9 protein-coding genes are annotated in these 22,427 nt (G+C 48.5%); 3 read left to right on the plus strand and 6 right to left on the minus strand.

Annotated features, from left to right (window positions below):
* Positions 1 to 58 precede the first annotated feature (58 nt).
* Together M1L52_RS06380 and M1L52_RS06385 are read right to left on the minus strand one after the other, a co-directional pair.
* On the minus strand, positions 59 to 985 hold the full coding sequence (locus tag M1L52_RS06380) for a hypothetical protein (protein ID WP_248614098.1): 927 nt from the start codon (positions 983 to 985) through the stop codon (positions 59 to 61).
* 48 nt (positions 986 to 1,033) lie between these two features.
* Positions 1,034 to 3,310 carry a hypothetical protein gene (locus M1L52_RS06385; RefSeq protein WP_248614099.1) on the minus strand — a complete coding sequence of 759 codons (2,277 nt, stop codon included), beginning with the start codon at positions 3,308 to 3,310 and terminating at the stop codon, positions 1,034 to 1,036.
* Between the two features lie 298 nt (positions 3,311 to 3,608).
* On the opposite strand from M1L52_RS06385, the gene M1L52_RS06390 reads away from it, so the two are divergent.
* Positions 3,609 to 4,607: a TerC family protein gene (locus tag M1L52_RS06390; protein WP_248614100.1), complete on the plus strand. Its 999-nt coding sequence runs from the start codon at positions 3,609 to 3,611 to the stop codon at positions 4,605 to 4,607.
* 136 nt (positions 4,608 to 4,743) lie between these two features.
* On the opposite strand, the gene M1L52_RS06395 is transcribed toward M1L52_RS06390, so the two are convergent.
* Both M1L52_RS06395 and pckA read right to left on the minus strand, forming a co-directional pair.
* Positions 4,744 to 7,293 carry a bifunctional UDP-N-acetylmuramoyl-tripeptide:D-alanyl-D-alanine ligase/alanine racemase gene (locus M1L52_RS06395; protein WP_248614101.1) on the minus strand — a complete coding sequence of 850 codons (2,550 nt, stop codon included), beginning with the start codon at positions 7,291 to 7,293 and terminating at the stop codon, positions 4,744 to 4,746.
* 135 nt (positions 7,294 to 7,428) lie between these two features.
* On the minus strand, positions 7,429 to 9,042 hold the full coding sequence (gene pckA / locus M1L52_RS06400) for a phosphoenolpyruvate carboxykinase (ATP) (protein WP_248614102.1): 1,614 nt from the start codon (positions 9,040 to 9,042) through the stop codon (positions 7,429 to 7,431).
* 297 nt (positions 9,043 to 9,339) lie between these two features.
* Between pckA and upp the strand changes: the two genes are divergently transcribed.
* Positions 9,340 to 9,996 (plus strand): uracil phosphoribosyltransferase, encoded by a 657-nt coding sequence (upp, locus tag M1L52_RS06405; RefSeq protein WP_248614103.1) that lies wholly within the window; start codon positions 9,340 to 9,342, stop codon positions 9,994 to 9,996.
* Positions 9,997 to 10,048: 52 nt separating this feature from the next.
* The gene (locus M1L52_RS06410; protein ID WP_248614104.1) at positions 10,049 to 11,530 is read left to right on the plus strand and encodes a hypothetical protein; all 1,482 of its coding nucleotides are present in this window, start codon (positions 10,049 to 10,051) and stop codon (positions 11,528 to 11,530) included.
* A gap of 56 nt (positions 11,531 to 11,586) precedes the next feature.
* Here the strand turns inward: M1L52_RS06410 and M1L52_RS06415 are convergent, their stop codons facing one another.
* Together M1L52_RS06415 and M1L52_RS06420 are read right to left on the minus strand one after the other, a co-directional pair.
* The gene (locus M1L52_RS06415; protein ID WP_248614105.1) at positions 11,587 to 13,440 is read right to left on the minus strand and encodes a hypothetical protein; all 1,854 of its coding nucleotides are present in this window, start codon (positions 13,438 to 13,440) and stop codon (positions 11,587 to 11,589) included.
* 32 nt (positions 13,441 to 13,472) lie between these two features.
* Positions 13,473 to 22,298, minus strand: coding sequence for a chitobiase/beta-hexosaminidase C-terminal domain-containing protein (locus M1L52_RS06420; RefSeq protein ID WP_248614106.1), 8,826 nt, complete (start codon positions 22,296 to 22,298; stop codon positions 13,473 to 13,475).
* Between the last annotated feature and the right edge of the window lie 129 nt (positions 22,299 to 22,427).

Below are 22,427 nucleotides of genomic sequence, written 5' to 3' on the forward strand. Positions count from 1 at the left end.
TCAAAAGGTAAGGGCATGCCACAAGACGGTGGCATACCCTATATATATTAAGGTGTAATTACTTAACTATAACTTTCTTGCCGTCCTTGATGAACACGCCCTTTGCGGCTTGTGACACGCGACGGCCCTGCAAGTCATAGATAACGCTGCTGTTGGCAGGGATGCTCTTTACAGACTGGATGGCATTAGGATTCCACTCCTTGTTGTCGTAGTCCCACTTGTTGGGATCGGTCTCGGTCTCTTTGAACTCAGCCTTGGTGGTTCTTACGAAATGAGCATAATAGGTCTCCATGCCAGTCACGGTGACGGTGAGGAAACGGTCGGTGCTGACATCCTGACCAGCGGCATTGCTCCAGTGGTCGAACTTATAATAGACGGTTCCATCGTCTGTGCTTTCAGAATCGCCATAGGCAGAGAATGTCACCTGGTCGCCAACCTCGTTATAGACCTTGCTTGAATAAACCTTGCCCCATGTCTCCTCGCCAACGGCGCGATGAGCAACAGCTCCCTGAGTGAAAACGGCGAAGAGCTGGTCGGTGGGCTTCTCCATTAGATCCAGCGCATCTTCTGCCATCTCCTGTGCTTCTCCAGATGAAGTCTGTGAGATGTAAGGTGTGTGGTCATAGTATGCCGTGAAGAAATGGTTTGCCCAGATGTGTACCTGTCTGTCGGTGTCCAGGTCGTACTGTCCGTTGTCATTGATATCGCGTACAACACCTGCGAAGAGGTATCCTTCTTTAGCCTTCGCATAGATGAATGCGTTGCTGGCAGCAATGTTGATGGAACGCTTGAACTCAGAATAGGTCTCGCTATAGGTTACCTCATCGACATTCCAGTCAATGAAAACCTTGCCTGAGCCAGCAGGATAGACATCGGCTCTTACCCAAACGTTGTTGTACTCCTGCTGAGCAAAGCCTTCTGTGGCGAATGCGAGCAGCATAGATGCTGCGACTAACAGTTTCTTGGTTGAAAATATTGTCTTCATAATGTGTTCAGTTATTTGTTCTTGTTTGTTGTGATAATGGTATTATTGTTATTTCATGATGACTTTCTTGCCGCCAACGATATAGAGACCCTGTGCGGGCTGAGCAACGCGACGTCCCTGCAAGTCATAGATGGCTTTGCTCTTCTGGTACTCTGTGGTGACATCGCTGATGCCCTCAGGGATATTGGGAAGAGCGTAGAGACGGAAGTTGTCGAAGTACCACTCCTTGTATGTTACCTCTTCCGACTCTTCCAAGCGAATGGTCAGACTATTGGCGTCAGCCTTTGTGAAGCTCACTACAACTTCTGCCCAGTTGTCGGTTGTCACGGTACCAGTACCTGTGAAGGTGGCTTTCTTGCTGTTGTTGATGCGGATGGCTACAGGCAGGTCTTTCTTTGCCATCATAGCGATGGAGAGAACATAATCGCCTGCGGGCAGTCCGCTGATGGTCTGCTCGATAGAAGCTGTTACAGAGGTGTTGGTTGAAGAATAGCTCTCAGCTGTTCCATAGACAACACGGTCTGTGGTACCGTCTTTATTGGGTCTTGCCTTATTCTTAGATATGTTGCGGATAGCCATGTTAGAGGCTGTCCATGCTCCGTTGATGGAAGACCCAGTAGCGTCGGCAGCAACAATATTTGTGGTGTAGTCGGTCTTGCCCTCAATACCGTCGCAGTAAGCATTCTCAATGACAACGCTCTTGCATGCAGCGACAAGCTGTGTGGCTTTCTCCTGAGCCATGGCACGTGTTACAGGAGTGCTGTTGACGAGTGACTGAATGAGCTCCAGTGTCTCGGCCTTTGCGTATGGGTAGTTCTCCTTTGTGAACGGAGCGGCAGCGGTCTTTGTCTTTACGAAGTCATTATAGGCATCTTTTGCCTTGAAGAAAGCATTGACCTTCTTGTTGATGACAGTGCCGTCAGTGCCATTGAGGGCTTCTTCCAGATCGGTGCGCTCATCGCCTGTGACGTTAACAAACTGGTTATCAGCAATGATAGCCTGTGCGTCAGCCTTGATGGCAGCAAGGTTGAGTGCCTGCAGTGATGCCTCGTCATTGGCATAGAACAGACGGAAGTCGTCGGCACGGAATGCAGCACTGCTCGATGCTCCTACCTCCATGTCACCGCCAACAAACTGCAATGGACTGTTGCAAGCGCGGATGAAGAGGGCGTCAGTACCGCCAGTGCAAGAATTGGTGGCATTGGCAATAATAACAGATGCGTTGCTATTGAGCTTGGCATCAAGAAGATAGTATCCTGATGGCAGGTGGGTAACGGTCTGGGTGAACTTGTTTGAACCCGACTGTGTGAACTCTACCACGTATTTTCCTACGATATATGGGAGAGAGAACTCATTAATAGGCTCTGTGACTGAACCTGTCTTAGTGCCCCATGCCCAAGGGGCGATGCTTCCGCTTTCGAAAGAGGCATTCTCAAGATAGGCGGCAGTGATGTTTACAGGAACAGTGGTTGCAGAAAGGGCGCTACCCATGGCAGAGTAGAGTGTCTCTATCTGTGTGGTGACAGCATCCTGGTCGGTGGGATTGTTGACAAAATCCTCGGCAGCAGCAATGGCTGTACCAAGGTCGCTGTTGTTAAGTTCTTTGTTCAGGGCCTTTGCCTTGGTGATAACGTTCTGCAATGCCGTGGTGATGACGCCGCCTGCATATTCCAGTTTCAGATTGTCGATAGTAACGAAATAGGATGAACCATAGGTGATCTGAAAGCGTCCTGTCGTTGGAGCTGTCAGTTCAATCTCAATGATGTCGGTATCCCAGTCACTGCTCTTGAACATCTTCTTCGTTGAAAGATATTCAGTTCCGCTGGTAGTAACAAATCCTGTGCCATTCTTTACATCAATCGTCGGTGAAGGATTTGTCGTACCTCCATTGTATGCCCATACATTTACTGTTAGTTTGTAGCTTCCGGCTGGCAGCGTTATCTCATCGGTCTGCTTATATAAAGCAGACTTGCTGCCAGTAAAACACATGGCTTTGGTGTTCGCTTCGGCTGTAGGACCAGTGGCGGGACCTTCGAGACCAGCAAGCCATTTGCTGTACTTTACCTTGATGGGATATTCAGCAACGCCTGCATTGAATGACGAAGATCCATCATATCCTTCCTTGAATGTCCAGCCTTTGTCGGCATAGTCAACTGGATTCTTGTCATTAGCAACAAGTTGTACTACACCATCAACGGTTGTGGCAATGGCGCACTCTTCAAAACCGGAATTAGAAATGTATTGTGCTGTAACATCTGACATCTGGGCGTTTGCCGTAGTAAAGAACATTGCAGCAATAGCAAAAAGTAAAGATATTTTTTTCATAAACATAGTTTTTGTTACATTTTGTCAGTTAATAGATGTAATTTAAGGTGAAAAGGAAGACGTTAGCTTGCTATTTGATAGTAGGTTGGCTCCGTTATTTCCTTTTTATTGTTCGATAAATCATTCGCAAAGATATTAATTTTTTCATTTTTTGTCATTATTTTTCTCTGTTTTTCTGTTAAAGAGGTTCGTTTTTTAACAATTTTAACTATATCGTAATCCTATTGTAACATTTTTCGTTTCGGAATTAAGTAATTTGTGCTTAACTTTGCACGCGATTTTAGAAAAAGTATTGTTTATGGTAACACTTCCCCTTTGGGTTTGGATTTTATTCTATATTTTAGTGTTTGTCATGCTCATCGTTGACCTTCGCATGTTTGGAAAAAAGGGTGAGCATGAAGTAAATGTTAAAGAGGCACTGAAGATGACCGCGATATGGATAGGCATATCGCTGGTGTTCTGTGTAGGCGTCTATTTTCTGTATCCGACAGATCCTCACGGAAAAGCAATGGAGTTCCTTGCGGGCTACTTGATAGAGAAATCGCTGTCAATGGACAACCTGTTCGTGTTCCTTATGCTGTTCTCGTTCTTCGGTGTTGAGCGTAAGTACCAGCATGAGGTGCTGTTCTGGGGTATCTTCGGCGCGTTGGTGCTACGAAGCATCTTCATTTTTGCTGGTGCAGCAATGGTGGAGCGCTTCGAGTGGGTGCTCGGACTGTTTGGACTGTTCCTGCTTTATACAGGCGGAAAGATGTTCAGCCATGACGACGAACAGGCCGCCGACCCTTCGAATAACATCATTGTGCGCTGGTTTAAGAAGGTGTTTCCTGTCACAGACAAGATGCATGGGGAGAAGTTCTTCATCAAAGGTGATAAGGGTGCTTGGGTGGCAACACCATTGTTTATAACCTTACTCGTTATCGAGACTACCGATGTGGCATTCGCTGTTGACTCTATCCCAGCTGTCTTCTCAGTGAGCCGCGATCCATTTATTGTTCTTACGAGTAACATCTTTGCGATACTTGGCCTGCGTGCCTTGTACTTCGCTCTGGCTGCCGTGGCACAGCTGTTCAGGTTCTTGAAATACGGACTTGGCGTTATTCTAATCTTCGTGGGAGTGAAGATGCTTCTTGCAATGAACGAGTATATCAACGGCTTCGCTTCGTTGCTTGGCATGGAGCTGAACATGCCGCATATAGAGGTGCCTACACCACTGAGCCTTGCCATCATCTTTGGAGTGCTGGCTCTGTCAATGGGAGCCTCGGTTCTTGTATCGAAAAAACACAACATTTCTTGATAAATACAACGGATTACACGGATTTTACGGAGGTAAGCTCTGCTGATAATCAGCATCTTTGAGAATCCGTTAAATCCGTGTAATCCGTTGTGATTAATTATGGCACGCCCTTTTTTCTTCTTTTATTTTTCTCGTTTTATTCGCTGAAATATACTCTCTTTACGCGGTTCGACACACTTGTGAGCACCTCGTAGGGTATTGTCTCAAGTATGCCAGACAGTGTGGTAACAGGAAGGTTTGTACCAAAGATTTCCACTTTGTCGCCCTCTTCGCAAGTGACATCGGTAACATCAATCATTGCTACGTCCATGCAGATGTTACCTACGTATTCAGCTTTCTGACCGTTCACAATGCAGTAGCCGTGACGATTGCCTAAACGGCGGTTGAGGCCGTCGGCATAGCCGATAGGTATGGCGGCGATGATGCTGTCGCGGTCGAGAATGGTACGGCGGCTGTAGCCTACTGAGTCGCCTGCCTTAACGTGGCGCTTCTGAAGTATGGTGGTCTTCAGTGTTGATACAGGCTTCAGACTACTTTCCTTCTGCTGCTCGTAAGGCTCAACACCATAGAGACCTATGCCGAGACGGCACATGTCCATCTGACGCTCAGGGAAGTGCTCTATGCCTGCCGAGTTGTCCATGTGACGCAGTATCTTGTGGCTGAAGGCTGCCTGCAGCTTACGGCTACCTTCGTCGAAGATGGCAAACTGCTTGGCAGAGAACTCGTTGAAGTCGTCGCTGTCGCTGCCTACGAAATGTGAGAAGACAGAGCGAGGTATGATGGCAGACTGGTTCTTCAGACGCATGATCATCTCGTCAACCTCGGATAGGTCGAAGCCTAAGCGGTGCATGCCGGTGTCGAGCTTCATGTGTACGGGCCATCCGGTGATACCCTCGCGGCGGGCTGCAAGGATGAGAGCGTCCATCAGACGGAACGAGTAAACCTCTGGCTCGAGGTCGTAGTCGAAGAGGGTCTTGAATGACGTCATCTCGGGGTTCATGACCATGATATTGGCTGTGATACCAGCCTTGCGCAGTGCCACACCTTCGTCAGCCACGGCAACAGCGAGATAATCCACACGATGGTCCTGCAGTGTCTTTGCCACTTCTATAGCTCCAGCTCCGTAGGCATCGGCCTTGATCATGCACACCATCTTTGTGTCGGGCTTGAGGAACGAACGGAAATGGTTGAGGTTATCTACTACAGCCTGCAGGTTCACTTCGAGAATGGTCTCGTGTACCTTCTGCTCCAGAAGTTCAGTGATACGCTCAAAGCCGAAACGACGAGAGCCCTTCAGAAGAATCACCTCGTCATGCAACTGACGGAACTCGTTGCTGGCAACGAACTGATCAACATCGTGGAAGAAATATTTCTCGGCAACGTTTATCTGGTCTTGCTGAGCCGTTATCTCGTCGCCGATACCGATAAACTTGTGTATGCCACGCTTGGTGCAGAGGTCTGACACCTGGCGATAAAGAGACAGCGATGTCTCACCGCTCTGATAGATGTCGCTGAGAATCAATACGTTCCTTGTCTCGGTAACAGGCTTGTCTGTATCATCAGACGAACCCTTCTCTCTTCTGTTCATGAAGTCGAGGGCAATGTCGAGTGAGTTTATGTCGCTGTTGTAAGAGTCGTTGATGAGTGTCAGCCCGCGCTGTCCCTGTTTCACTTCAAGACGCATGGCAACAGCTTCCAACAGTGGCATGCGCTCTGCTATCTGTTCGGGGGTGAGACCTAAATACAGGGCTGTGGCGGCACATGTGATGCTGTTCTCTATAGATGCGTCGTCAATGAACGGAATGTTATATGTGCCTCGCGTACCTCTATATATATAGCTGATGCTCAGGGTTGGGGTAGGGGCTCCTGCCGCTTCCTCAATGCTTGCTATATACATCTCTGCGCGGTCGTCTCGCTTTGACCATCCTATGCGCTCGCCTTTATAGTTTGAGCGGCGCATGCAACGGCTAACGATATCATCGTCGGAAGGATAGATAACAGCCTCGGTATCATGGAAGAGCTGAAGCTTCTCCAGACATTTCTCTTCCAACGAGCGGAAGTTCTCCTGATGGGCGTTACCTAATGATGTGAACACACCGATTGTAGGCTGTATGATATCGTGGAGGGCTTCCATCTCACCAGGCTGACTGATGCCGGCCTCAAACAGTGCCACCTCTGTCTGCTCGTTCAACAGCCAGACAGACAATGGCACACCTATCTGGGAGTTGTAGCTCTTTGGCGAACGGGTAACACGCATTGAAGGATGAAGCAGCTGGTAAAGCCATTCTTTGACGATGGTCTTGCCGTTTGAACCTGTTATGCCTACGATGGGGATGGCGTGTCCTGTCTTGCTGTCGGCAAACGACATCACCTCGTCGCGGTGACGCTCAGCAAGTCGTTGCAGGGCTGCCAGCGGCGATGTCACTCTAAGGAAATTGGCCAGTGGATAGAGTGTAGCATAGTTTTTGGGCACCTTCTCTACCACGAAATTCCTCACTCCGCGGTGATAAAGCTCGGGAATATACTTGTGACCGTCGTTACGCTGTGTGCGTAGGGCGAAAAACAGTGTCTGTTCAGGGAAACAAAGCGAGCGGCTGTCGGTGAGCAACCATCCTATTGATGATTCCGCCTCGCCATAACGGTGTGCACCGATGAGTGTGGTGACTTTCTCAATGCTGTATATCATAGTTGATTTAGTGTTTTTTCTGTTCTGCCTGCAAAATTAATATTAAGTGAGGAAACAGCCAAAACAATAGAATAAAAAATGACCAAAGTGTCGATAAATCGCACTTTGGCCATTATTATAATAAAGCTTATTGATTTAGAGCTTTGGACCTGCAGCTACAAGTGCCTTGCCAGCCTCGTTGCCCTCGTACTTCTTGAAGTTCTTGATGAAGCGAGCAGCGAGATCCTTTGCCTTCTCCTCCCACTGAGCAGCGTCAGCGTAGGTGTCGCGAGGATCGAGGATGTTGGTGTCAACACCTTCGAGCTGTGTTGGAACCTCGAAGTCGAAGTAAGGAATCTTCTTGGTAGGAGCCTTCAGGATAGCACCGCCCAGGATAGCGTCGATGATACCACGAGTGTCGCGGATAGAGATACGCTTGCCAGTACCGTTCCAACCAGTGTTTACGAGGTATGCCTTAGCACCGCTCTTCTCCATCTTCTTAACCAGCTCCTCAGCATACTTTGTTGGGTGCAGCTCGAGGAATGCCTGGCCGAAGCAGGCAGAGAATGTTGGAGTAGGCTCAGTGATACCACGCTCTGTACCAGCCAGCTTAGCTGTGAAACCAGAGAGGAAGTAGTACTTAGTCTGCTCTGGAGTCAGGATAGATACTGGGGGCAGTACACCGAATGCGTCAGCAGAGAGGAAGATAACGTTCTTAGCGTCAGGACCTGCGCTCTTGCCGTTTACCTTCTGGGCAATCTTCTCAATGTGGTTGATAGGATAGCTCACGCGAGTGTTCTCGGTCACGCTCTTGTCGGCGAAGTCAATCTTGCCGTCCTCAGCTACGGTTACGTTCTCGAGCAGAGCGTTGCGGCGGATAGCGTTGTAGATATCGGGCTCGCTCTCCTTGTCAAGGTTGATAACCTTAGCGTAGCAACCACCCTCGAGGTTGAATACACCCTCGTCGTCCCATCCGTGCTCGTCGTCACCAATCAGCAGACGCTTTGGATCGGTAGAAAGGGTGGTCTTACCTGTACCAGACAGGCCGAAGAAGATAGCTGTGTTCTTACCCTCCATGTCGGTGTTTGCAGAGCAGTGCATTGAAGCGATGCCCTGGAGAGGCAGATAGTAGTTCTGCATAGAGAACATACCCTTCTTCATCTCACCACCGTACCATGTGTTGATGATGCACTGCTCGCGGCTTGTAGTGTTGAATGCTACGCAAGTCTCTGAGTTCAGACCCAGCTCCTTGTAGTTCTCAACCTTTGCCTTAGAAGCGTTATAGATAACGAAGTTTGGCTCGAACTTCTCCAGCTCCTCAGCAGTAGGCTGGATGAACATGTTCTTTACGAAGTGTGCCTGCCAAGCTACCTCAACGATGAAGCGAACGCTCAGACGAGTAGCCTCGTTGGCACCGCAGAATGCGTCAACAACATAAAGCTCCTTGTTGCAAAGCTCCTTGATGGCAATCTCCTTAACCTTTGCCCATACCTCTTCGCTCATGGGGTGGTTGTCGTTCTTGTATTCCTCGCTTGTCCACCAAACGTTGTTGTGGCTCTTAGCGTCGTCAACGATGTACTTGTCCTTAGGTGAACGACCAGTGTAGATACCTGTCATAACGTTCACTGCGTCAAGCTCAGTGTTCTGGCCTTTGTCGAAACCTGTCAGACCAGCCTTGGTCTCCTCCTCAAAAAGGAACTCATACGAAGGGTTGTGTGCAATCACCTTTGAACCGGTGATACCGTACTTAGTAAGATCTAAATTTGCCATTTTTGATGTATTTTATATAGATAAATTGTTGATACTTAAATCTTTTCGCGTGCAAAAGTACAAAAATTAAGTGAAGAGCGAAGAATGAAGAGTGAATAAATGCTTTCTTTTTAATGTTTTTTAGATACAAATCAATACAGAAGAATGTATAAATGACACTTTTGTTAGGCTGACATGACAAAAGTAGAAGACTCTCATTATGGTAATTTGTTGTCTCAGTTTTTGCGCAATTCATGGAATTGTTGTACTTTTGCAGCGCTAAAACCAGATTACATAATCAATACAAAATAACAATCTATGAAAGTAATCAATTTCTCGGAACAGAACACTGTCATTAATCAGTACATGGCTGAACTGCGCGATAAGAGCTATCAGAAGAACCGTGCACTCTTCCGCAACAACATTGCACGCATTGGTGAGATGATGGCCTATGAGCTATCGAAAACGCTTACCTATAAGCCTAAGACAGTTACCACTCCATTGGGTACCATCGACATTCCCTTGGTGAAAGACGAACTGCTGCTTGCTACAGTGCTTCGTGCTGGACTGCCTTTCCATCAGGGCTTTCTGAATGTGTTCGACCATGCGGAGAATGCCTTTGTCTCAGCTTATCGTATGTACACAAATCGCGAACATACAGAGGTGGGAATACATACTGAGTATATGGCTTCACCTTCGGTAAAGGGTAAGACGCTTGTCGTCGTTGATCCTATGCTCGCTACTGGCGGAAGCATGGCAGCTGCCTATGAGGCTCTTGTCAAGACGGGAAAGCCTCACGCTGTTCACATCTGCTGTGTCATCGCTGCTCCTGAGGGCATAGAGTTCCTCAAAAAGTCATTGCCGGAAGAGTGCACCCTGTGGTGCGCTGCCATTGACCCAGGCATGAATGAGAATAAATATATCGTTCCTGGATTCGGCGACTGCGGCGACCTCTGCTTCGGAGAGAAGCTTTAATCATAGCTTTGTAGGACTGACACACGATTATTAACACACACACAAATAAGAAATGAAGAAAATCTTATCACTACTTGTTATCTTGTTGTGCTCGCTTGGAGCAACAATTCAGGCACAATCTGTTCCGCCGCTTGGAACAAATATTGAAACATGGTATCTGAAATATACAATGCACTATTTTGACCAAAGTGGCCAGGAGCAGACAGAAACAGACAGCGAGCCGATGAAGGTGTGCATCGATGGTACCGATGTCTATTTCAATCTGGCAAACCCATTGAATGGTAATGCTTGGGTGAAAGGAACACTTGACGGCTCTGTTGTGACATTTCCTAAGGGACAGAAGATGGGAACATACGCAGGCTCAGCATTCTATCTCTGTGGTCTTGACGAGACCTCGGTCTGCGACGTAAAGTTCTACTATGACAGCGCAAAGGGCGTGTTTACCCTTGGTGATATGTATCTGCTCGTTAATGGTAGTGAAACGATGAGTGAACCATGGTGCTACTTCTCTCTATATACCGTTTCTAAGGAAGAAGAGAAGAAACCTGAACTCGTCACTCCACCGAACGGCTTGCTTACAAGTGAGTTTGTGTTTACCGGTTCAAACGTGACCCGCGACGATGATGGCTTCCACACGGAACAGTTCCAGAGAAATGTACGTATAGGCACTCTTGGCGTCGATGTATATATCCAGGGCCTCTGCGACTATTTGCCTTTGGCGTGGATTAAGGGCAAGCGCGACAATGATGGTGATGTTACTTTTGCCTCTGGTCAGTATCTTGGCAAAAACTTCTACGACCTTTATTTCGCTGCAGCACGCTATCCGACGAGCAGTCCTGAATGGCGCAGCGACATAACCCTTTACTATGACAGCTCTACGAAGTCATATACAACTTCCGACCTCATCCTCATCAATACAAAGGCGGGCGAGCTGTCGCCTGTTGAGATGTATGCTAACGCAAAGTTTACGAGAATAAGTAATGTAGCGGCTACCCCAAAGGCTCCTTCCGTGACACGTTTCATTCCTTATGGCGATTATCAGGATGGTAGCTACGGCCTTGTTATGCTTGATGTTCCTGCAGTCTCTACGACCAATGAGGCTATTCTAACAAGCAAGTTGTCTTATAAGCTGTTCTTCGACAGTGAGACTCCATATGTGTTCATGCCTGCACGCTACACTAATCTTACTCAGGAGATGAGCCTGATACCTTATAACTTCGGCGATGGTAAGGACATCTACATGGCTGGCAGTGCAGTGTTCTTCTATGATGACGTAAATGATGCAAAGCGTATAGGCGTGCAGAGCGTATATACTGGTGGTGACGAGACTCGCGAGTCTGACATTACCTGGTTCGACGTGGAGGCTTATCTCAATGGCATCAAACCTACATCAAAGAACGAAGCATCTGTCATCAGCGAACAGTTCACAGACCTTCAGGGACGTAAGCTTGGTGGTAATGCTAAAGGCTTGGTTCTTAAGACTGTACGTATGAGCGACGGTACTCAGAAGACTATTAAGGTGTTGAGAAGGTAACAATTCCTTTATCATAAAAGTCAAACGGCGCACCGTTTGACTTTTATGATTTTTATCTAGAAATTTCCACCATAGAATAAACCATAGAACTTACTTCCACGTTCAAACTGTGCGTTTACGTTCGGGTCACGTTCTGGCTGCCATGTTCGTACCTTGATAATTGGCTGGTCAGGATTGTTCATATCTACCATTAAAAAGAGGTATCCTGTATCACTATAGTTAGAAGAGTAATAGTCTTGATGAATCTGAATTCCGAAAAGTTCGCCTCCCACGCCCATTTTACTAACCTCATTATCAGCAAAGCGAACGTTTACGAACTGATTGCTTTGGAACGTTTTCTCTAAGTTCTTGAGATAAGTCGTCTTGTCTTGTTTGTTATATTTAACATGCTTGTTCTCCAGATATTTTGTGTTTTCAGCAGTCTTTCGTGCTGATTTTACATACGATCCTGTAATGATAACGGCGTTATCGTCAAAGATACTTTCAATATAGTCTAATCGTTTCAGTGCAAACGCTGTCTTGTAATTCTCCAAAAAGGTGGCAATCACCATTCGTACATCGTCATTCCATTTTCCTACAGCCTTGTTGAATATATCGTTCTTGGCTGCCTGATCAAGTCCGAAGGCCAATGATTCGATTTTCTTGTCGCTGTCGAAAGTCAATGTAAGATCTTCTACAAAGGTGCGGTGGTTGTTACGGAAGGTAAACTTCATGGGAATGCTGCGACAAACAATCCTGTCTAAATATGTGTAGAACGATATAGTGGGGTTGCCTATGAGCGTCGCGTTGCCATAGTGTACGAGCTTGTCGAACATTTGGTAGCCTTCAGGAGTGAAATCTTCCCTTACCGAGGAATAGTTCTTTTTCTTGATGGCCTCCACGACTTTGTTTACTATCGCTAAGTATTCACTGTATTCGGTAACTTTACTTGTGTTTTCCACCGTGGCCTCTTCCTTGATAATTTCCGCCATCTGTTTCCCTGCCTTTTTAATGTCACCCTTACTGCCGACTTTGATTTTGCAGTTTGCTTCCGGCAGTGAAAAACCGTTGAAGATGTTCATTACCATTTCAAGTTCGGCATCTTGGCGTGCCTGTTTCCTATATGCATACTCATATTTTACCTGAATCACGGATTGTTGTGAGTTTGGTCGCATCTCTATCTGTGCCATGCCATCCTTGGCTGCAGTTGGATTACTCCATTGTGCACCGTCGAAATAAGTGAAGTCGAGGCTTGTAACGGGCTTCCCGTCATAGGTTGTCATCAACTCCACCTCACCGGTTTCATTGTCATACGATGCTACGTTCATTCTCAGCTTACTGAGTATCTCACGCATCTGTTCTGGTATCCAGTTCAGCAGGAAATGCTGCATGCCATCATTCTCAAATTTCACCGAGGCTGGCGATTGTATGCTTTTCAAAAGATTGTATGCCCAGAAATAGTATCGCAAAGCATTGTCAATTCTTCCCTTCTTTTCCGCACCTATAGCGCCGCGCACATAATCTTTTACACGTTCCTCGCGTTCGGTGAAAATCTGGTCAATCTCTGTCCGCTTGATATAGCGCATTACATGGTACTCTGGTTCTGTGGCAATACATATCTCATCTGTATTTCGTAGGGTTCCCTGTGTGTAAGTGCTTACGACATCGTTAACAACACTCTCCAAGTCCACTGTTCCATTGCTGTTTACTTCAGTAGTTTTCACGTCCAGGTTTGAACGCATGCTCATTGATATTTTGCTTAGAAGACTTCTGGTTGCATTCCCGCTCGCTTCTTCCATGGTAGCGCCAAACCCGTCTCCAGTTACATATGAGTCGTCATTTTTTATTTTTTCTGCCTTTTCTGTGTTAGTTTCCTGGGCATACAGGATGATGCCCAGGAACAAGAATGGTATTACAATTAGTCTTTTCATATTAATCATAGTTATAATTGCTTGTTTTAAACTTATTTTGTCAGTGTCTTCTTTCCATTGATAATATATACTCTCTGATGCTGCTTACGGTTCTTCTGCATTGATTCGTTGACAATGCGTCGTCCCGACAGATCAAAGACGCCCCGATTCTTGCCTATTTCCTTCAGCATACCCATCTCCAGTTGCTCAATGTCCGATGTCTCCTCCCAAAGATAGTCATTCAGCAGTATCGGTCTGGCTGATGCCCCTGTCAGTGCGAATGACTCAAACGGGTGTACCTCACGTAAGTCTGGCAGGAACGCGCTTCCGTTTGGATAGAATGTTTCGTCCTCAGCTGTATAGTCTTCAAGATTGATTACCAACACGCTGTTCCCCTTAGGCTGACGCTGCATTGCAGGAGCAAACTGTACGCTACCCTTCATGGAGATATGTGTTGTGTCGGCTTCCACATAAATGTTCTTTGCGGCAAATGTCACTTTACCCGACAGTATGTAGTCGTCTGCATAGTCTGGATTATTCGGCATTGAGATAATATAAGGTGTATATGCCTTGATGTCTGAAGTGCGTGTGAATCCAGTCTCTTTCAACTCATACAGCCAGAATGGCTTGTATTGTGTTATGTCCTCACCCTTGGCAAACGGTGCCAATGAACCTCGTTTCTCATGTGTAATCGTACCCACGTCGAACGGCAATGCCAGCGTCTCCCATCCACGAGTTGCTCCCTTTTCTGTTTGCTGGCTATAATTGTGTGTATAGCTGATCTGTTGCGTATAGAAGCGCTGTGGACAACAGAAATTTCCACCACTCTCTGTGTCATAGAGCGTTACACTTGTAGCCTGACCGCCAGAAATGAGATTGCCCTTATAGGATGATGGCGCATAGACCCGTGAATTAACGTAAAGCAGGAAGTTAGGATTCTGCTTCACATCCTCAACCATGGACTCTGGCACGGAAACGTTGGCATTCCACACCACCGCAGCCAACTGGTCGCACCCCTTGAACAGGTTCTTACCTGCCGATGTTATCTTCGTCGGTGACTGGAATGAGATAATCGACATTCCTGCAAAGGCCTCATCTGGCAGTACGTTTCCTTCAAACACAGCCTCAGTCAGATCGAGGTGGCGCAGGTTAGGCATACTCTTGATAAACAGCAGGTCCTTGCTGTCCATCTTGCCTTTGACAGGTAATGACTCTATGTTCTGTGCACCACCGGTACCATTGAGCAGCTCTTCCAGGTGACCAGCCTCTTCCATGATAACATCCTCACCGTTATAGACAAACGTTACATCGTAGGCCGTTATCGATGAGTTGCGCCAATAGTCACGCGTAGCCATGGCTTTTACGGTACATGTCATGTCTATGTCCACCGGATCGCTGTAAATCTCAGCCTCGGATGTAGGACTGCTTCCATCGAGCGTATAGTATATCAGTTGTCCTTCACCGGCTTGCATCTGCAGATAGCGTCCGTTATAGCTGAAGGTTACATCCTGACAGACGAAATTCGTCGGTGTGAACGAAGCCATCTCTGAGTTGTGATAGTTCTTCCTCATGGCAATCACCCTCACCTCGCGGTTGTCTGTCAGTTCTATCGGTCCGGTATAGAGCTTAGACAGTTCTGTGGGATCTTCCTCAAAGGCATAATAGAGTGTCGCATTAGCAGTGTTACAGTTAGCTGTCACTGTCGTTCCATCGATTGTTAATACAGGTGTTGCTACTTTGAACCAATCCACATCGAATGTTGCTATTCCAGAAGTGAAGAGCTTTTCGTTCATAGCCAAGGCTTTCACCGTCATGTTCTCATCCACAGTGATTTCTGTGGTGTAGCGCGTACTTTCGGTTGTAGGATCAGTGCCGTCAGTGGTGTAGTAAATCACCGTTCCTTCGGCTACCGTCTCCGTACTAATGGAGAGCTGGCTGCCGTTACGACGGATGCTTGGTGTACTCACCGTGTTTGCCTCGCGGTCGAAGAGCATTGTTGAGACTGTCGAATTGTGATAGTCTTCTTTTACTGCCAGTGCCTTCAGAGTACACGTCTGGCTCATTGTCAGCTGACCCATGTATCGTGGGCTCTCCTCAGTAGGCGTTGTCCCATCCGTAGTGTAGAATATGCGAGCATTCGGCGTCGCACAGCTGATGTTCGCTATGATGCCGTCAAACAAAATCTCAGGTGTCTCCACCTTGAACCATCCTACATTATAGTCGGCGGTCTCAGACTGGAATAGCTTCGGATTCTCTGCCATAGCCTTTATCGTACAGTTGCCGTTCAGCTTCAATGGCTCAGTATATGTAGCGCTGGCCACGGTCGGTTCCGTTCCGTCGGTGGTGTAGTATATGATTGTTCCCTCTGCCGGTGTCGCTGATATTGCCAGCGTGCTGTCCGTTCTCTGGAACATGGGCTTTCCTACCGTGTTGTCGTCCCTGCTGAACGCCATTGCAACGATAGCTGAGCTGTTATACTTTTCTTTCACTGCCACAGCCTTCACTGTGCATGATGCCGTCATGGTCAGTGTTCCGCTGTACTTCGTGCTTTCCTCCGTCGGTGTGCTTCCGTCGGTGGTGTAGTATATCCTTGCAGCGGGCGTAGTGCACCTGATCGTAGCGAATATTCCGTCGAATGCTATCTCCGGTGCCTCCACCTTGAACCAGTTCACCTCATAGTCCGCAGTCTCGGAGTCGAACATCTTCGGATTCATTGCCACCGCCTTCACGGTGCAGTTTCCTTCCAGCCTTACCGAGTCCGCATATACCGTGCTTGCCGAGTTAGGCTGTGTTCCGTCGGTGGTGTAGTATATTACCGTTCCCTCCGCCGGCGTTGCCGTAATCCTCAGCGTGCTGTCCGTCTTGTGGAATATCGGCTTCGTGACGGTGTTCTCTTCCTTGTTGAATGCTACCGATGCCACCGCCGAGTTGTTGTATCCGCTCCTTACTCCGACAGCCTTCACCGTGCATGTCGCCGTCATCTGTATGTTCCCGTTGTATCGCAGGCTCTCCTCTGTCGGCACTGTTCCGTCGAGAGTGTAGTATATTCGTGCGTTCGGTGTTCCGCAGTTCACTGCCGCCATTATTCCGTCGAATGTGATCTCCGGCGTCTCCACGTTGAACCAGTCTACGTCGTACGAAGCCTCCGGCGATGTGAACATCTTCGGGTTCGTCGCCATTGCCCTTACCGTGCAGTTGCTCTCGAACCTGATTCTCTCCGTATATACCTTGCTTGTCGTGTTCGGTTCCGTTCCGTCGGTGGTGTAGTATATGATGGTTCCCTCTGCCGGTGTCGCTGATATTGCCAGTGTGCTGTCCGTTCTCTGGAACATGGGCTTTCCTACCGTGTTGTCGTCCCTGCTGAACGCCATTGCAACGATAGCTGAGCTGTTATACTTTTCTTTCATCGCCACAGCCTTCACTGTGCATGATGTTGTCATTGTCAGCGTTCCGCTGTACTTCGTGCTTTCCTCCGTCGGTGTGCTTCCGTCGGTGGTGTAGTATATCCTTGCAGCGGGCGTAGTGCACCTGATCGTAGCGAATATTCCGTCGAATGCTATCTCCGGTGCCTCCACCTTGAACCAGTTCACCTCATAGTCCGCAGTCTCCGAGTCGAACATCTTCGGATTCATTGCCACCGCCTTCACCGTGCAGTTTCCTTCCAGCCTTACCGAGTCCGCATATACCGTGCTTGCCGAGTTAGGCTGTGTTCCGTCGGTGGTGTAGTATATTACCGTTCCCTCCGCCGGTGTTGCCGTAATCCTCAGCGTGCTGTCCGTCTTGTGGAATATCGGCTTCGTTACGGTGTTCTCTTCCTTGTTGAATGCTACCGATGCCACCGCCGAGTTGTTGTACCCGCTCCTTACTCCGACAGCCTTCACCGTACATGTCGCCGTCATCTGTATGTTTCCGTTGTATCGCAGGCTCTCCTCTGTCGGCACTGTTCCGTCGAGAGTGTAGTATATTCGTGCGTTCGGTGTTCCGCAGTTCACTGCCGCCATTATTCCGTCGAATGTGATCTCCGGCGTCTCCACGTTGAACCAGTCTACGTCGTATGAAGCCTCCGGCGATGTGAACATCTTCGGGTTCGTCGCCATTGCCCTTACCGTGCAGTTGCTCTCGAACCTGATTCTCTCCGTATATACCTTGCTTGTCGTGTTCGGTTCCGTTCCGTCGGTGGTGTAGTATATGATTGTTCCCTCTGCCGGTGTCGCTGATATTGCCAGCGTGCTGTCCGTTCTCTGGAACAATGGCTTTCCTACCGTGTTGTCGTCCCTGCTGAACGCCATTGCAACGATAGCTGAGCTGTTATACTTTTCTTTCACTGCCACAGCCTTCACTGTGCATGATGCCGTCATGGTCAGCGTTCCGCTGTACTTCGTGCTTTCCTCCGTCGGTGTGCTTCCGTCGGTGGTGTAGTATATCCTTGCAGCGGGCGTAGCGCACCTGATCGTAGCGAATATTCCGTCGAATGCTATCTCCGGTGCCTCCACCTTGAACCAGTTCACCTCATAGTCCGCAGTCTCGGAGTCGAACATCTTCGGATTCATTGCCACCGCCTTCACGGTGCAGTTTCCTTCCAGCCTTACCGAGTCCGCATATACCGTGCTTGCCGAGTTAGGCTGTGTTCCGTCGGTGGTGTAGTATATTACCGTTCCCTCCGCCGGTGTTGCCGTAATCCTCAGCGTGCTGTCCGTCTTGTGGAATATCGGCTTCGTTACGGTGTTCTCTTCCTTGTTGAATGCTACCGATGCCACCGCCGAGTTGTTGTACCCGCTCCTTACTCCGACAGCCTTCACCGTACATGTCGCCGTCATCTGTATGTTTCCGTTGTATCGCAGGCTCTCCTCTGTCGGCACTGTTCCGTCGAGAGTGTAGTATATTCGTGCGTTCGGTGTTCCGCAGTTCACTGCCGCCATTATTCCGTCGAATGTGATCTCCGGCGTCTCCACGTTGAACCAGTCTACGTCGTATGAAGCCTCCGGCGATGTGAACATCTTCGGGTTCGTCGCCATTGCCCTTACCGTGCAGTTGCTCTCGAACCTGATTCTCTCCGTATATACCTTGCTTGTCGTGTTCGGTTCCGTTCCGTCGGTGGTGTAGTATATGATTGTTCCCTCTGCCGGTGTCGCTGATATTGCCAGCGTGCTGTCCGTTCTCTGGAACAATGGCTTTCCTACCGTGTTGTCGTCCCTGCTGAACGCCATTGCAACGATAGCTGAGCTGTTATACTTTTCTTTCACTGCCACAGCCTTCACTGTGCATGATGCCGTCATGGTCAGCGTTCCGCTGTACTTCGTGCTTTCCTCCGTCGGTGTGCTTCCGTCGGTGGTGTAGTATATCCTTGCAGCGGGCGTAGCGCACCTGATCGTAGCGAATATTCCGTCGAATGCTATCTCCGGTGCCTCCACCTTGAACCAGTTCACCTCATAGTCCGCAGTCTCGGAGTCGAACATCTTCGGATTCATTGCCACCGCCTTCACGGTGCAGTTTCCTTCCAGCCTTACCGAGTCCGCATATACCGTGCTTGCCGAGTTAGGCTGTGTTCCGTCGGTGGTGTAGTATATTACCGTTCCCTCCGCCGGTGTTGCCGTAATCCTCAGCGTGCTGTCCGTCTTGTGGAATATCGGCTTCGTTACGGTGTTCTCTTCCTTGTTGAATGCTACCGATGCCACCGCCGAGTTGTTGTATCCGCTCCTTACTCCGACAGCCTTCACCGTGCATGTCGCCGTCATCTGTATGTTCCCGTTGTATCGCAGGCTCTCCTCTGTCGGCACTGTTCCGTCGAGAGTGTAGTATATTCGTGCGTTCGGTGTTCCGCAGTTCACTGCCGCCATTATTCCGTCGAATGTGATCTCCGGCGTCTCCACGTTGAACCAGTCTACGTCGTACGAAGCCTCCGGCGATGTGAACATCTTCGGGTTCGTCGCCATTGCCCTTACCGTGCAGTTGCTCTCGAACCTGATTCTCTCCGTATATACCTTGCTTGTCGTGTTCGGTTCCGTTCCGTCGGTGGTGTAGTATATGATGGTTCCCTCTGCCGGTGTCGCTGATATTGCCAGCGTGCTGTCCGTTCTCTGGAACATGGGCTTTCCTACCGTGTTGTCGTCCCTGCTGAACGCCATTGATACGATTGCTGAGTTGTTATAGTCGGAACGCATGGCAATTGCCTTCACTGTGCATGATGCCGTCATGGCAACCGCACCGGTGTATTTCAAGCTCTCCTCTGTTGGTGCGCTACCGTCAAGCGTATAGTAGATGCGGGCTTTCGGCGTTGCGCAGTTCATCACGGCCATTATTCCGTCGAAGGTGATTTCAGGCATCTCTACCTTGAACCAATTCACGTCAAGCGTGCCAATCTCTGACTGGAAGTACTTCGGATTTGTGGCCATCGCCTTTATCACACAATTACCATTCAATCTTATGGTGTCACGGAACACCTCGCTTGTGACGGTCGGCTCCGTTCCGTCGGTAGTATAATATATAATGGTGCCTTCCAATGGCGTAGCGCTTATTGTTATCGTACTGTCTGTACGCTGGAACTGTGGCTTGCCTACCATGTTCTGATTCTTGTCGAACGCCATGGTGACTACCGATGAGTTATTGAAATGTTCACGCATGGCTATTGCCTTGATGTTACATGAAGAACTCATCGTGAGCTGTCCTGTATAGAGAGGGCTCTCATCAGTCGGTGTCGTACCGTCAAGAGTGTAGTGAATCTTGCTGTTTGGCATAGCGCAAGTTATGGTGGCATAGATTCCGTCGAAGGAAATCACAGGCTCGTCCACCTTGAACCAGTTCACGTCATAGCTTCCCTGCTCTGACTGGAACAGCCTCGGATTTGAGGCGATGGCCTTGATGGTGCAGTTCTCCTGTACCTTTATAGGTTTGGTGTATATCTCGCTGCTTGTCGTTGGCTCTGTTCCATCTGTAGTATAATATATTGTGGTGTTCTCTACAGGAGTAGCCGCGATGCTGATGCTGTCACCCTGTCGTGTGAACTCAGGCACCGAACAAGCATGGTCGCTGGTACGGTACTCTAATTTCGCTATGGTAGATGTGTTGTAGTTCTCGTATGTCGCGATGGCCTTGACGGTGCACGTTCCCGTCATTGTGATACGGTCGCGATAGACGGCGTTCTCCTCCGTCGGGTCGCTGCCGTCGAGCGTATAATGTATTTCAGCCCCTTCCGTAGCACAAGTCATTGTCACCACTTTGTCCTCTACCGTTATCACCGGCTGTGCAGCCTTGTACCAGTTCACGTTGAACGACGTCACCTCCGAGTCATAATAGATAGGATTGGTGGCCATTGCTTTCAGCGTGCCATTATGAGGCAGGCAGAACGGTTTTGTATATACTGAATCGCTGACAGTGGGGTTCAGTCCGTTCAGCGTATAGTAAATGGTAGTGTTCTCGGTACGCGTACTCATCTGGATGGAGTCGGTACCCACCACTCTGGCAATCACAGGTGCCTCACAGGTGTTGCCGCCCGGATTGTAGGTGCGTGTACGTATCTCTGAATCGTGCCAGTCCTCCTTTACTGCCATTGCTTTCACGATGACCTGTTGGTTGGGCAAGGCGAAGCGACCCTTGTAGAACGTGCTGTGTGTCGTAGGTTCACTCTCATCAAGAGTGTAGTAGATGGTTGCCCCTTCACTGTCGGAGGTGATGGTGCAAAGCTTACCCTCGAATGCTATCTGCGGTGTCTCCACCTTGAACCAGTCTATTGCCAGTTCCGCTTCCTCCGAGTCCAGCAAGTCTGCCCGTACAGCAATTGCCTTTACCGTACAATTGCCTGTCAGCTTGATAAAGCCCTCGTATCTCAGGCTGCGCTCTGTCGGTTTGTCGCCGTTCAGGGTATAGTAGATGATGGCGTCCTCTGTCTCAGTAGTGATGAACAGTGAGTCCTCTGTCATGTGGAGGTTCCCTTCCTCGTCCTTGGCATAGCGGCTGAAGGCCGGCTTCTTGCACGTATGCTCTACCACACGATAGCGATAACTTGTTACTGGCGCATCGTTCCAGTTCTCTGCCACAGCGAAGGCCTTTATGTTGCAGTTGCTTGCCAAAACGATGGGACCGTCATACTTCTTGCTCTCACGTGACGGGTTTGAATTGTCAAGCGTGTAGTATATCTCAGCCTCAGCAGGCTCTTCACAGGTGATGGTGGCAATGTTCTTTGAGATTGTTACCTCTGGCTGTTTTGCGGTGAACCATTTATATTCCCGCCTGATGGTATCCGTATTGAAATAACGGTCCTTGGCAGCAACGGCAGTCACCACACTATTGTGCTCCAGATGGATTGTATCCTCATAGAGCGTGCTGGCCTTTGTAGGCTTAGTGCCATCAAGTGTATAGTATATCTTCGCATCTGGGTCTGAATGCTTCAGCACAACGACTTTTTTCTCTTGATTCTCTTCAAAGACAGGCTTGTCGAAAATATAACCATTGTAGAAGTTATACTGTCCCCACTCAGAGTTAATCCAGCCGTCACGTAGTGCTGTAGTACGCACATGTCCCGGTTCTGTTAGCTGTACAGGCCCTTCGTACAATATCCAGTTGCTGAATCCCTCGTAGTTGTTACTCTTCTTGTTTTTCTGATAGTATATCTTTGTCTCTGGGAATGTCTCCGGAGCGTTCTCTTCACATGTGATTGTCATCATCATGTCATCAGAAATAGTTGCCACTGGTGTGGCCACCTTAAGGTCACGCTTCGTGAAAGTAGTAACGGAAGAACTTCCCATGCCTTCTGCCACAGCGATGGCATAGATGGTGTCGTTCTTGACAAATGGTATAGGCTCTGTGTAGAGTATGCTTTGCTCTGTCGGTGTAGAACCATCATTGGTATAATAGATCTTCGCACCTTCTGTTTCAGAAGTCATGGAGAGAGTATAATTGTCTCTGGAAAACTCAAATGTTGGAGCCTTGCATGTTTCACCATCATAGCTTGCAATCGTAGAGAACCCACCCCAATAAACAGTGGTTTTATATTTATCTACAACGCTTCCTTT

Source organism: Prevotella sp. E13-27 (assembly GCF_023217965.1).
Classification (GTDB): domain Bacteria; phylum Bacteroidota; class Bacteroidia; order Bacteroidales; family Bacteroidaceae; genus Prevotella.

Bases quoted from the DNA above. Each gene is read 5' to 3' on its own strand.
- pckA (WP_248614102.1), bottom strand. From the start codon at position 9,042: ATGGCAAATTTAGATCTTACTAAGTACGGTATCACCGGTTCAAAGGTG.
- M1L52_RS06415 (WP_248614105.1), bottom strand. From the start codon at position 13,440: ATGAAAAGACTAATTGTAATACCATTCTTGTTCCTGGGCATCATCCTG.
- M1L52_RS06410 (WP_248614104.1), top strand. From the start codon at position 10,049: ATGAAGAAAATCTTATCACTACTTGTTATCTTGTTGTGCTCGCTTGGA.
- M1L52_RS06390 (WP_248614100.1), top strand. From the start codon at position 3,609: ATGGTAACACTTCCCCTTTGGGTTTGGATTTTATTCTATATTTTAGTG.
- M1L52_RS06395 (WP_248614101.1), bottom strand. From the start codon at position 7,293: ATGATATACAGCATTGAGAAAGTCACCACACTCATCGGTGCACACCGT.
- upp (WP_248614103.1), top strand. From the start codon at position 9,340: ATGAAAGTAATCAATTTCTCGGAACAGAACACTGTCATTAATCAGTAC.
- M1L52_RS06385 (WP_248614099.1), bottom strand. From the start codon at position 3,310: ATGAAAAAAATATCTTTACTTTTTGCTATTGCTGCAATGTTCTTTACT.
- M1L52_RS06420 (WP_248614106.1), bottom strand. From the start codon at position 22,298: ATGACTTCTGAAACAGAAGGTGCGAAGATCTATTATACCAATGATGGT.
- M1L52_RS06380 (WP_248614098.1), bottom strand. From the start codon at position 985: ATGAAGACAATATTTTCAACCAAGAAACTGTTAGTCGCAGCATCTATG.